Consider the following 12,178-nt stretch of genomic DNA (forward strand, 5'->3'; position numbering starts at 1 on the left):
TTCGGTGCGCCGCTCCCCCGCCATGCCGGCGGTCGCAGCGCGGCGGCCAGCCCTGCCATGACCATCCTAGGCAGCGGTGCGCCGACCTGGCGACCCACGCGCACGAAGACGACGACGTCGCGACCCCATCCGTGCATCTCGGGCGCGGCCGGCAGCGCTCTCGCGCCGCGGGGGCGTCCTCTCGCGCTTGCTGGTAGAAGCGTCGCCCAGCACCCATGCTCAACACCTCTCCCCCGCTCATCGTCCTCGGCTGCGGCTTCACCGGCGCGGTGGTCGCCGGCCTGCGGAGGGCGTCCGGCGGCCGCGTCGTCGCGACGACGCGCTCGTCCGAGCGCGCCGCGGAGCTCGCGAAGGCAGGCATCGAGGTGAGCGTCCTCCCGGCCCTCACCGCCGAGGCCGTCGACCGGCTCGTGACGGACGGCGCGGACGTGCTCGTCGCCTTCCCGCCCGACGGCGCGACCGACGCCGCGATCGCGCCCTCGCTCCGCCGCGCGCGCGCGATCGCGTACGTCTCGTCGACCGCGGTGTACGGCGACGCGACGGGGCGCATCGACGAGGCGACGCCGACGTCGGCCGACGGCCCGCGCGCCGCGGCGCGCCTCGCGGCCGAGGACGTGTACCGCGCGCGCGGCGCCGTGGTGCTGCGCGCCGCGGGCATCTACGGCCCGGGCCGCGGCCTGCACCAGCGGCTCCTGCGCGGCGACTTCCGCATGACCGGCGAGGGCGATCGGCAGGGCAGGAACGTCGTCTCGCGCATCCACGTCGAGGACCTCGCGCGCCTCGCGCTCGCGGCGCTGGAGCGCGCCGCCCCCGGCGAGGCCTTCCTGGTCGCGGACGACGCGCCCGTGCCGCAGATCGAGGTCGTCCGCTGGCTCTGCGCGCGGCTCGGCCTCGCGCTGCCGGCCGGCGCGCCGCGGGAGGATCTGCACGAGACGCTCCGCCACGATCGCGCCGTGGACAACGCGAAGATCAAGCGCGCCCTCGGCATGGCGCTGCTCTATCCGAGCTACGTCGAAGGGTTCGAGGCGTGCTTGGCCGTCGAGGCCGAGGCGCCGGCCCCCGCGGCGAGCGAGCGCGGCCCGCGGCACCGCGGGTGAGCTGCGCTGGCATCGCGGGTGGACGCCGCGCGACCGCGCCGTTCGCCGCTCGCGCTGCTACGACTCGTCGTCCGCGCTGCCTTGCGGCGGCTCCTGCGGCTCCGTCGCGTCGAGCCGGTCGAGCTCGCGAAAGAGCGCGTCCAGATCGAGCGTCAGCCCCTCGCAGCCCGGGACCTCCGGGAGCACCCCTCCGGGCGCGGTGAGGCGGTGGTGGTAGAGCCCGCCGCGCGCGAGCTCGTGGATCTCGAGGGTGCGGAGCTGCGGATCGAGCAACCAGTACCAGCGCACCCCGAACGCGGCGTACTCCTCGAGCTTCTCGACGCGATCGCGCCGGCTGTCCCGCGGCGAGGGGGAGACGATCTCGACCATGATGTCCGGCGGGACGCCGACGGCGCCACGGGCCGGGGGCCTCCGCGAGGTCGGAAGGAACGCCGACACGTCGGATTTGCGCCCGCGCCGCGGCCTGAGCGCGTACTTCACCTCGGAGCCGAAGACGAAGCCGCCGCGCGGGATGAGCCAGGCCCGCAGGGTGTGGATGAGCCAGGCGACGGCCAGCTCGTGGACGCAATCGGGCATCTCTTCCTCGACCAGGCGGCCATCGATGAGCTCACCGGCCTCGTCTTCCGGCAGCGCTGCCCACTCCGCGACGGACAAGAGGCGGGCTGCCTGGGACTCAGGATACGGGCGCTGGCTCACGCCTGAAAAAGTACCATCACCGCGCGCCTCGTGCCCGGTCATGAGCGGGGTCGCGCGGCGCGCCTGCAAGGCGCGGCAACGCACGATGTCCAGCGAGGCATCCATGTCGGCCGTGAAAATCAGGCATCGACGGACGGGAGGGCCGCGACTAGTGTCGAGGTTCTTGGAGGATCGTTGGATGAAGCTTGGGTATTGGATGGTGCTTGCACTTGCGGCTGCCGCGGTGGGCGCAGGCTGCGGTGATGACGAAGGCGCGAGCAGCGGCGTCGGGCCAGGCGGCTCGGGCGGGGCCGGCGCCGGAGGCGCTGGCGGCGGAGGCGCCGGAGGCGCCGGTGGAGAGGGCGGCACGAGCGACGGCGGGAGCGGCGGGCAGCCCCCGACGCCGCGGTGCGAGCCGTCCGACCCTGCGCTGGCCGACCGCGACGCGGACGAGCTGTACGCGGCGGAGGAGGTCCCGCGCTTCGACTTCTATCTTCCGGAAGAGCGCTGGGCGGAGCTCAAGGAGAACGCCCGTGACGAGCAGTATGTCGAGGCCGAGGCCTGCTACAAGGGCAAGAGCCTGGGCGTTGTGGGCCTGCGCTTCAAGGGGGGTTACGGCACCCTGGACATGTGCTTCGACGGGGAGGGAAACCTCACCTGTCCGAAGCTCAGCATGAAGGTGAAGTTCGACGAGTACGTCGACGGACAGCGCTTCTACGCGCAGAAGCGCCTGAACTTCCACTCCATGATCTGGGACCCCACACGGCTCCACGAGCGGATCGCCTATGGCCTGTTCCGGGAGATGGGCGTGGCCGCCCCGCGGAGCGCGTGGGCGACGCTGAGCGTGAACGGCGAGTCGCAGGGGCTCTTCTCGATGGTCGAGGACGTGGATGGCCGCTTCCTGGAACACCACTTCTCCGACGCTCCGGACGGCGATCTCTACAAGGAAGCGTGGCCGGTCTCGGACGACGCCGGCTACTACGCGGAGCGGATCGAGACGAACGAGGACGCGGCCACGCACAGCCGCTTCATCGCGTTCTCGACCGCCCTCGCGTCCGCCGAGGGCGCGGGGCGCCTCTCCGCGCTGTCGGAGTGGACGGACATCGAGCAGCTGCAGCGCTACATGGCCGTCGACGAGACGATCGTGAACTGGGACGGCGTCACGACCTACTATGCCAACGAGGCCGGCGTCGCCGCCAACCACAACTTCTACTTCTACGACGAGTCCTCGTCGGGCAAGTTCCACCTCATCCCGTGGGATCTCGATCAGACCCTCGGCCCCAGCACCTACTTCGGCCACGTGCCGCGCTGGACGGAGACGCCGGCGGACTGCAGCGCCTTGGTGCCTGTGTTCATGGGCTCCGAGCTCGTGCGCCCGCCGGGCTGCGACGCGCTGTTCGGCGCCTTGAACCAGGACGCAGCGGGCTACAAGGCCGCGCTCCAGGCGCTCTATGAGGGCCCGTTCAGCGAGGGGCGGATCGAGGAGCAGGTCGACAAGTACGCGGCGCTGATCCGCGCCGCGGTCGAGGAGGACCCGCTCGGCCCCGGGCTCGCCGGGTGGGAGCCCGCGGTGGAGCGCCTCAGGCACGAGCTGCCGATCTTGCGAGAGCGCCTGGGGCGTTTCGCCAGCGACACGCCGCTCGCGCCCTTCTCGTTCACCGCGACGGGGATCAACGACTTCGAGGCCGCGGACACGCTCGGGCTCTACGTCGGGACGGTGGTGTCCACCAACAACGCGTCGAGCGCCGTGCCGGGCCTTTCGCAGGAAGAACCGCTGAACGGCGCGCAGAGCATGCTCCTCCGCTTCGATTTCCGCGACGAGGCGGCTCCCTGGGGGCAGTACGTGTACTTCGGGGTGCCTCTCGCCGAGGGCGTGATCGACGCGACGGCGCTCGAGGGGGTCCGCTTCTGGGCGCGGGCGGAGGCGGCGCGCGGGATGCGCTTCGACATCGAGAGCCCGGCGCAGAGCGAAGGGCTCACGGGCGTCCGTCACGGGTGGGACGTGCGGCTCACCGCGGAGCCGACGCTGATCGAGCTGAGGTTCGCCGACATGGCGCTCCCCGGCTGGGCCATCGATCAGGGGCGCGACCCGGGCGACGACGTGAACGACGTGCTCCGATCGATCGTCGGCCTCTCCTTCAGCGCGGAGATGAACGGCGTTCGCGCGAACGGCTTCCTCGGCAAGGACAAGGTCGACTCGGGCACCATCGAGATCGACGACGTCGAGTTCTTCGGCCCGACGTCCGAATCACCCTGAGCGACGGATACGGAGGCCCGGAGCCGAGCGCCCCGGGTCTCCGCGCCTCCTGCGGCGGAGCCCGAGGCCCACGGCGAGGAGCAACGCGGCCCCGCCGCCGGCGGAGGGCGCGTCGCCGCCGAGGCTGCAGCTGCAGCCCGCCGACTCCCCGCTCCCGCTCGCGTCCCCGCCGGCGCCGGTGGAGGGAGCCCCGCCCGAGCCCGATCCGGCCCCGCCCGAGCCCGACGCGGCGTCGCCCGCGCCGACCGAGGCGGCCACGTCGAGCGTCGGACCCGCCGACGTCGTGGTGGCAGGAGACGGCGGCTCCTCGGCGCACATGCCGGCCACGCACCGCTCGCCCGCGGGGCAGACGACGCCGTCGCAGAGGTCGACGCACGCCCCGCCACGGCAATAGGTGCCCGCGCCGCACGCGACGTCGGCGCACGCCGCCTCGACGCACCGCCCGGTGTCCGCCGCGCAGCGGTCGTCCGACGGGCAGCCCCGGCAGCCGCACTGGACAACGCACACGCCGCTCTCGCACACCTCGCCGGCGCCGCACGTCACGCCGTCGCATGGATCCAGGCAGCGGTCGCCGCGACAGGTCTGGCCGTGCGGGCACACCACGCCGTCGCACGGGGCGCGGCACACGCCGTCATGGCACACCTGGCCGACATCGCACTTCGCGTCGACGCACGCCTGCTCGACGCACAGGCCCTCCACGCACACGAGCCCAGGATCGCACGGGAACTCGGCCGAGCCGCAGCGGTTCACGCAGCGGCCGCGGCTGCACACCTGGTCCTCCGGACAGGGCGCCTCCTCGTCGACGATGTCGTCGCAGTCGTTGTCGATGCCGTCGCACTGCTCGGCCTGGCTGCCAGGCTCGACGATCGGCGTGCAGATCGCCTGTCCCTGCGCGTCGCAGTCCGAGATGCCCGCGCGGCACGCGCCCACGTTCTCCTCGACCTCGCACGGCTGGCCGGCCGCGGGGCACGTGATGCCGGAGAAGCGGAACAGGAAGTCCTCGTAATCGAGGTCGTTGCCGTTGACGCCCGCGGCGCCGGCGGCGTTCCGGAAGTCGAGATCCTCGAACCCCAGGTAGAACGTGTTGGCGAGCTGGTTCGACCTGTAGATGAGATCGGAGTACCAGGGCCCCGGACTCGCGCACGCCGTACACTCCACGTTGAACCGATGCTCGGTGTAGTGGTACTGCGTGGCGTTTCCATCGCCGGTGCCGTTCGGGTTGGGGATCAGCACGAAGCCGATGAGGCCGCCCGCGTAGGCGGGGTTCTCCCGGATCGAGACGGCCGTCAGCTCGCGCTTCTCTGCGGGCGGCAGAGCGCCAGAGAACGGAAAGAGGATCTGGATATCGCTCTCCGGCGCCGGCGTGCCGAGGTTGGCGCCGGTGTCCACAGGGACGTACCGCGGCGGGTCGCCGCTGTCGCGGGCATCATCGACGTTGTACCAGCCGACCGCGAAGTTGGCGCCTCCTCCCTTGTCGATGTACTTGCCGCTGAACTCGCAGAGCGGCGAGAACACCTGGGGCTCCACCGCGGCGTCGACCACGACGTCGATCATCTCGTCGAGGCTGTCGTTCTTTGCCGAGCCGTTCAGCAGAGAGCTGAGCCGGTTCGTGATCACGGGGATGACGGTGCCGTTCGGCTGCACCACGTCCGCGCGCGCCGTCCCGCCCGCGGCGAGCGCCACGAGGAGGGCCACACGCCACGCGAGAGCAGACGGTTTGTTGGGAGTCGACCAGCGCATCGGGCTTCTCCTTCCGACAGGATATGTGAGTCCGGATCGTAAATTGGACTCGAGTTTCGCTCTCCTGTCCAGATGCCGCGCGCACGAACGCGCCAAGCAACGACGGATGTGGATGATCAACGCACTTGAGGACACCCTGTATCTGTGCGTGCGAAGGCGAGTGATCCCCTTTTTCCGTGCGCCGAAAGATGGTTGATGACGCGTGATGACGAGCGGACGCCCGGCGCTGGCGCTTCGCCGCCTCTGGCGTCCCCAGCGCCCGCTCAACGCAGCGAGCCGGCAGGCTCCGCCGTGTCACCCTGCGCAGACCGCGGCGCTCACCCCGCGCCGTCGGTGCGCGCCGCGCCCGCCGTCCGGGAGGAGGCGCTCAGCCTTCCTGCTCTGCCGGCTCTTCCCGCTTGCGCGCGAGCGCCGCGAGCTCGCGGACGAGCTCAGGCATTCCCTCGCCCGTCGCGGCGCTGATGAGGTGGAGCTTCACCTTCGCCTTCGCGAACCGCGCCTTGAGCTTCGGGTAGGCCTCGCGCACCTCGGTCAGATCGGCCTTCGTCAGGACGACGATCTCGGGGCGCTCCGCGATCTCCGGGCTGAACTTCTTGAGCTCCTTGCGGAGCGCCCGGTAGTCGGCGAGCGGCTCGCGGCCCTCGCCCGGGTCGAGCGTCACGAGGTGGAGGAGCGCTCGTGTCCGCTCCACGTGCCTCAGGAACTGGATGCCGAGCCCGACCCCCTCGCTCGCGCCCGGGACCAGCCCGGGGATGTCCGCGATGACGAAGCTCGACCCGCCCGATCGGACGCCGCCGCCGATCTCGACCATGCCCAGGATCGGGGTGAGCGTCGTGAACGGGTAGTCGCCGATCTTGGGCCGGGCCGCCGAGACGGCGGCGACGAAGGTGCTCTTGCCGGCGTTGGGGAAGCCGAGCAGGCCGATGTCGGCGAGCACCTTCAGCTCGAGGCGGAGCTCGCGGGCCTCGCCCGGCTCGCCCGGCTCGGCGCGGCGCGGGGCCCTGTCGTGCGGCGACTTGAAGTGCAGGTTGCCGCGGCCCCCCTTGCCGCCGCGAGCGACGATGACCCGCTGGCCGTGCTCGGTCACGTCGGCGATCAGCTCGCCGCTCTCCGCATCGAAGATCTGCGTCCCCACGGGGAGCTTCTCGACCCGATCGGCGCCGGCGCGCCCGTGGCAGTCGCTCCCCATCCCGTGCTCGCCCCTGTCGGCCTCGAGCGTGCGCGCGTAGGTGAAGTCGAGTAGCGTGGACAGGCCTCCGTCGCCCACGAAGACGACGTCCCCGCCGCGGCCGCCGTCTCCACCCGCGGGGCCGCCGAACGGGATGTACTTCTCACGACGGAACGCGATCGCTCCATTGCCGCCATCCCCGGCGATCACCTTCAGACGGCACCGATCGACGAACCGCATGACGGCGGCTCATAGCATACAATTTAGGAAAGACCCCAAAGCGGAAGGACGCCCCGCGCCTCGGGCCGCCCGCCGGACCGCTCGCCCAGGAGACCCCAGGTGCCCGCTCGAATCCTGATCGTGGACGACAACACGAGCCTCGCCGGAAACCTCCGCGAGGTCCTCGAGGGAGCGCGCGAGCTCGACGTCGAGGTCGCCCTCGCGCCCAACGGCAAGCAGGGGCTCGCCGCCGCCCGGCGCGACGGGTTCGACGTCGCGGTCGTCGACGTCAAGCTCCCGGACGCGAGCGGCCTCGAGCTCATCGCCCCGCTCCGCGCCGCCGCCCCCCACGGCGAGATCGTCCTCGTGACCGGCTTCGCGACCGTCGACGCCGCCATGGCCGCGCTCCGCGCCGGCGCCTTCGCCTTCATCCTCAAGTCGTTCCGCCCCGAGGAGCTCATCTCCACGGTGGCCCAGGCGATCGAGAAGATCTCGCTGAAGCGGGAGAGGGAAGAGCTCGAGCGCCGGTACCGGGCGATCATCGACGCGGCGGACGTGCTCATCCTCGGCCTGGACGCCGGCGGCAGCGTCGCGCTCTTCAACCCGCGCCTGTCCGCGCTGACCGGCGTGTCCTGCGACGCCGCGCTCGGCATGGCGTTCTGCGAAGCGCTCGTCGACGAGCCCGATCAGCGCCGGTTCAACCAGTCGTTCCTGAGCGTCGTCGAGGGAGACGCCGCCGCCGAGGTCGAGGTGGGGGTCAGGGACGCGGTGGGCGCGGTCCGCCGCGTGCGCTGGCACCTCTCCGGCGTCCGCGGCGGCGGGCGCGGCGGCAGGACCGACCTCGTCTACGGCATCGGCATCGACGTGACCGAGCGGCGCGCCCTCGAGCGGCGGGCCGCCGACGCCGAGGCCCTGAACGCCATGGCCCCGCTCGCCCTCGGGCTCGCCCACGAGATCAGGAACCCGCTGAACGCCGCGGTCCTGGAGCTCCACCTGCTCAGCCGCGGCATCGATCGCCTCTCCGACGAGGCGATCCGCGAGCCCATGAAGCGGCGCGTCGGCATCGTCGAGGCGGAGATCGCCCGCCTGGGCCGGCTCCTCGGCGAGTTCCTCGAGCTGGCTCGCCCGCGCGCGCCCCACCGGGAGCCCGTCGATCTGGCCCGCGTCGTGGGCGACGTGCTCGACCTCGAGGAGGAGGCGTTCGCGAGCCACCGTGTCGAGGTCGTCCGCGATCTCGCGGACGACTGCTTCGCGCTGGGCGACGTCGAGAAGCTCAAGCAGGTGGTCTTGAACCTCGTCGTCAACGCGCTCGACGTGATGCCCGACGGCGGGGTCTTGCGGGCGTGCGCGTCGGGGGATGCGCACGAGGTGTGGCTGTCGATCGGGGACACGGGGCCGGGGATTGCGCCGACGATCCTCGCCGAGATCTTCGATCCGTTCTTCACAACGAAGGCGGCGGGCACGGGCCTCGGGCTCGCGATCGTCCGGAAGATCGTCGACCAGCACGCGGGCCGTGTGGATGTCGACGCGCACGCCGCCGACGGCACGACGGTCCGGGTGAGCCTCCCCCGCTTCGTCCCCGAGCCCATCGAGCGCCCGGCGGGATCCACCCCCCCGCGAGGCGCTGGCGCCTGACGGGGCGGGTCAGAGCCGCTCAGCCCACGATACGCATCGGAGGCTTCAGGGGGAGGGGCGGCTTGGAGCCGGGGGCGGAGGGGATCGCGGAGGGGGCGGGCTTGGGCACCTCGCCCTCGAGGGCGGCGAGCGCCACGAACAGCCGGTCCATGCCGTAGTCGAGGGCCACCTCGCGCTGGAAGACGTGGGCGACCTTGATGAGGCGCAACGACGTCTGCTTGCCGAGGTCGATCTCGCGCTCGAGGAACGCCTCGAACGAGCCGTAGCCCTTCGCCTGATACAGCTCCTGTTGCTGGATCTCGGCGAGCACCACCCCGATATCGAAGAACCCCTTGTCGAGCCGCTTGCGGAGCGTGCGGATCTTCTGGGTCTGGTTGTGGAGCTCGGCGATCTTCGCCTTGATCTCCTCCGCGCCGCTCGGCACGCGGATGGTCGCCCGGGCGCTGCCAGGGGGCGCCGGCTCCGCGGCCCGGGCCCGCGCCTCGGCCGCGTGCTTCGCGGCGTGCCGCGCAGCCCACGGCGCAGCGCCACGGAGGCCGAGCTTACGCTTCGACGCGCTCGACGCCGATTTCGAATCTTCCTTGATTACCGGATTCACGGGCTTCGCAAGCTGAGCTTCTGCGCCCCCCTTGCTGCTCGAAGAGGCCTTCTTCTTCATACCCGTCGCCTTCTCGGAGCTGCCCTGCTTTGTGATCTTCGGCATGTCGCTGCGTCCCCCGCTGGGTACGAGATCGTCGCGGCCCTTCGCCCAAGCGCGCGCCGCCCGCGCGGCGGTAAAGACCCGCACGGCTGTCAAGCCCAATTGGCTCGCCAGGTCGTCGCCTTACCAAAAAATCGACCACCCCGTCCACTAAGTTTCGGGGAGGCTCCTCGCTTTCCCGAAGGGCAGCATGACCCAAGATCGGCCCGGGAGCCAAAACCAGCGAGCATCGCACGCTATCGGACCTCACGGAAAGGTGGTCGTCGGGCGGGCCGCTGCGTCGCGTCGGCCACATCGGTCCACAATCACCTGCCCCGGCGCGGTCGGCGCTGCGGTCTGGCGAAGGCCGCGGCCGAGGCGCAGGTCGCGCGCCGGCCGGCCGGTTGGTTGGCTGTCGGTTGCACGTCTGCACGTCCCGCGTCATCCCGCGCTCCAAGCGCAGGGGTGGGTCGTGGTAGATCGCGGTACATGACCTCTCCGCCCACCGGTCGCGGCCCCACCGATGACGTCCCCCAGGCCGTGGTCGCTGATGCGCCGCGTCGTGCGAGCGAGTTGCCGCGAGGCGCCGCGAGCAGCCGCATTGCCGTGGTGGTGAACGGCAACGCCAAGAGCGTGACGGCGGAGGTGATCGAGACGCTCGATCAGATCCTTGACACGGGGGATCTGTTCGTCTCGAGGCGGGTGGAGGAGAGCGAGGGCATCGCGCGGATCCTCGTCGACAGGGGTTACGGCACGATCCTCACGGGCGGCGGCGACGGGACGTTCACGGTGGTGGTGACGGCCGTCGTCAACGAGGCGAAGCGGCGCGGGCTGCCGCTGCCGCGGTTCGGGCTGCTCCGCCTTGGGACGGGCAACTCGCTGGCGTGGGTGCTCGGCGCGTCCGGCGGCGCGGGCGCGAAGCCCGGGCTCGCGGTCGACCTCCAGCGGCTGCGCGCCGAGGCCGGCAGCCGGAACCTGCGGCTCGTGGAGGCCGAGGACATCCTGTCGCCGTTCTGCGGCTTCGGGATCGATGCGGTGATGCTCCGCGACTACAACGCGGTGAAGTCGGCGCTCGCGCGCGGCCCGCTGAAGCGGCTCGCGCCGGGGCCGGTGGCGTACGCCGTCGCCGCGACGACGCGGACGATCCCGAGCTACCTCGTGCGGCGCACACCGCACTGCCGCGTCATCAACGAGGGCAACGACGCGATCCGCGTCGGCGAGAAGGGGGCGATGCTCGGGGCGCCCATCAAGAAGGGCGGCGTCATCTACGAGGGGCCGGCGAAGATCGCGGCGCTATCGACGATCCCCTATTACGGCTTCGGCTTCCGGATGTTCCCCTATGCGGACGATCGCCAGGATCGGATGCAGCTGCGCGTGTCGGTGGTCTCGCCGTTCACGTTCGTGCGGAACTTCTCGAGCATCTGGAGCGGAGAGTTCGACGACCTGGAGACGGTGTTCGATTACTTCGTGGATGAGGTCACGATCGAGATGGACCCGGTGACGAGCTTCCAGATCGGCGGCGACGTCCGCGGGGAGCGATCGCGGGTGCGCGTGCGCCTGACCGAGCCGATCCGGATCGTTGATTTCTACGCGCCGCCGCGCGGGTAAGGCTCACTCGTCCCGACTGGGCACCAGGCGCCACGGGTTGGATCAGATTGGCACGACTCGCGTCGTGCTCCTGGCGCAGGGTGGCACATTGGGGCGCTTCAGGGGCTTCTGCTGCGCTGATTGCCGGGATTTCATGGGATGAGCGGGCGGCGAGGGGCTGGCGCAACGCTTGCTCCTGGTCTGTGCCATGAACATCAAGCTGACCCTTCTTCGCTCCGGTTCCGTGGGAATTGCCTCTCTCGCGCTCCTCCTCGGCGCGGGGTCGATCGGCACAGGCTGCGCCGCGCAGGTGACGACCGAAGGGGAACGTGGTGAGGGGACCGACGAGGGCGCGCTCGAAGGCGAGGAGCTCGAAGGTGAGGAGGCCGAGGCGGCGTGTGAGATCGGCGAGTCCCGGAGCTGCACCGTCAACGGGACAGAGGGCTTCGAGCAGTGCGAGAACGTCGACGGGGTGGCGACGTGGACCGGGTGCCAGGCGGGCGGCAGCGTCACCAGCACGCCGCTCGTGCTCTCCTTCGAGCAGCGGCCCGTCGAGTACGTGACCGCGATGAGCGGCGCGTTCGATCTGAGCGGGCTCGGGGCCACGATCGCCACCGACTGGCCGACCGCGGCGACGCCGTGGCTCGCGTTCGATCGGGACGGCAACGGGGCGATCGACGGCGGCGAGGAGCTGTTCGGCTCGGCGACGGTGCTCTCGAGCGGCGCCCGCGCGGACAACGGGTTCACCGCGCTCCGCGAGCTCGACACCGACGGAGACGGCCGGATCACGGCGCGGGACGAGGCGTGGTCGCGGCTCGTGCTCTGGAGCGACCGCGACGCGAACCGCGCGTCGAGCGCCGGCGAGCTCGAGCCGCTCGCGTCGCGCGGGCTCGTCGCGATCGAGCTCTCGTATGCACGCGATCGGCGCTGTGACGGGCGCGGCAACTGCGAGATCGAGCGCGCCTCGTTCACGTTCTCGGAGGGCGCCTCGACGCGGACGGGCGCGGTCGTCGACGTGCACCTCCGCTGGCAGTGACGCCACCGCGGGGGCGGGGGACCGAGCTCTTCTTCCAGGCAGCGAGGCCGTGAGCAGGGCGGCGAGGCCGTGAGCGCCGCCGTCG

The 12,178-nt window shown here is 71.5% G+C and carries 9 protein-coding genes; 5 read left to right on the forward strand and 4 right to left on the reverse strand.

Annotated features, from left to right (window positions below; all coding sequences use genetic code 11):
- Positions 1 to 215: 215 nt before the first annotated feature.
- A complete protein-coding gene (locus WMF14_RS10380) occupies positions 216 to 1,097 on the forward strand; it encodes an NAD-dependent epimerase/dehydratase family protein (RefSeq protein WP_437800473.1) in 882 nt (293 codons plus the stop codon).
- A gap of 57 nt (positions 1,098 to 1,154) precedes the next feature.
- On the opposite strand, the gene WMF14_RS10385 is transcribed toward WMF14_RS10380, so the two are convergent.
- Positions 1,155 to 1,898 (reverse strand): Uma2 family endonuclease, encoded by a 744-nt coding sequence (locus WMF14_RS10385; RefSeq protein WP_437800474.1) that lies wholly within the window; start codon positions 1,896 to 1,898, stop codon positions 1,155 to 1,157.
- Positions 1,899 to 1,971: 73 nt separating this feature from the next.
- Between WMF14_RS10385 and WMF14_RS10390 the strand changes: the two genes are divergently transcribed.
- Positions 1,972 to 4,029 (forward strand): CotH kinase family protein, encoded by a 2,058-nt coding sequence (locus WMF14_RS10390; RefSeq protein WP_437800476.1) that lies wholly within the window; start codon positions 1,972 to 1,974, stop codon positions 4,027 to 4,029.
- Here the strand turns inward: WMF14_RS10390 and WMF14_RS10395 are convergent.
- Entirely contained in the window at positions 4,021 to 5,769 is a 1,749-nt protein-coding gene (locus WMF14_RS10395) for an MYXO-CTERM sorting domain-containing protein (RefSeq protein ID WP_437800478.1), read from the reverse strand. The genes WMF14_RS10390 and WMF14_RS10395 overlap by 9 nt on opposite strands.
- A gap of 367 nt (positions 5,770 to 6,136) precedes the next feature.
- Positions 6,137 to 7,177, reverse strand: a complete 1,041-nt coding sequence (obgE, locus tag WMF14_RS10400; RefSeq protein ID WP_272101473.1) for a GTPase ObgE — start codon at positions 7,175 to 7,177, stop codon at positions 6,137 to 6,139.
- 99 nt (positions 7,178 to 7,276) lie between these two features.
- Between obgE and WMF14_RS10405 the strand changes: the two genes are divergently transcribed.
- Positions 7,277 to 8,791 (forward strand): ATP-binding protein, encoded by a 1,515-nt coding sequence (locus tag WMF14_RS10405; RefSeq protein ID WP_437800480.1) that lies wholly within the window; start codon positions 7,277 to 7,279, stop codon positions 8,789 to 8,791.
- Between the two features lie 19 nt (positions 8,792 to 8,810).
- On the opposite strand, the gene WMF14_RS10410 is transcribed toward WMF14_RS10405, so the two are convergent.
- Positions 8,811 to 9,494, reverse strand: coding sequence for a hypothetical protein (locus WMF14_RS10410; RefSeq protein WP_012234436.1), 684 nt, complete (start codon positions 9,492 to 9,494; stop codon positions 8,811 to 8,813).
- Positions 9,495 to 10,076: 582 nt separating this feature from the next.
- Here WMF14_RS10410 and WMF14_RS10415 point away from each other — a divergent pair.
- Positions 10,077 to 11,078, forward strand: a complete 1,002-nt coding sequence (locus WMF14_RS10415) for a diacylglycerol/lipid kinase family protein (protein WP_437800482.1) — start codon at positions 10,077 to 10,079, stop codon at positions 11,076 to 11,078.
- Between the two features lie 223 nt (positions 11,079 to 11,301).
- A complete protein-coding gene (locus WMF14_RS10420; protein WP_437800484.1) occupies positions 11,302 to 12,093 on the forward strand; it encodes a calcium-binding protein in 792 nt (263 codons plus the stop codon).
- The last annotated feature ends 85 nt before the right edge of the window (positions 12,094 to 12,178 follow it).

The organism is Sorangium sp. So ce693 (genome assembly GCF_051521375.1).
GTDB lineage: Bacteria > Myxococcota_A > Polyangia > Polyangiales > Polyangiaceae > Sorangium > Sorangium atrum.

Bases quoted from the DNA above. Each gene is read 5' to 3' on its own strand.
- WMF14_RS10380 (WP_437800473.1), top strand. From the start codon at position 216: ATGCTCAACACCTCTCCCCCGCTCATCGTCCTCGGCTGCGGCTTCACC.
- WMF14_RS10385 (WP_437800474.1), bottom strand. From the start codon at position 1,898: ATGGATGCCTCGCTGGACATCGTGCGTTGCCGCGCCTTGCAGGCGCGC.
- WMF14_RS10390 (WP_437800476.1), top strand. From the start codon at position 1,972: ATGAAGCTTGGGTATTGGATGGTGCTTGCACTTGCGGCTGCCGCGGTG.
- WMF14_RS10395 (WP_437800478.1), bottom strand. From the start codon at position 5,769: ATGCGCTGGTCGACTCCCAACAAACCGTCTGCTCTCGCGTGGCGTGTG.
- obgE (WP_272101473.1), bottom strand. From the start codon at position 7,177: ATGCGGTTCGTCGATCGGTGCCGTCTGAAGGTGATCGCCGGGGATGGC.
- WMF14_RS10410 (WP_012234436.1), bottom strand. From the start codon at position 9,494: ATGCCGAAGATCACAAAGCAGGGCAGCTCCGAGAAGGCGACGGGTATG.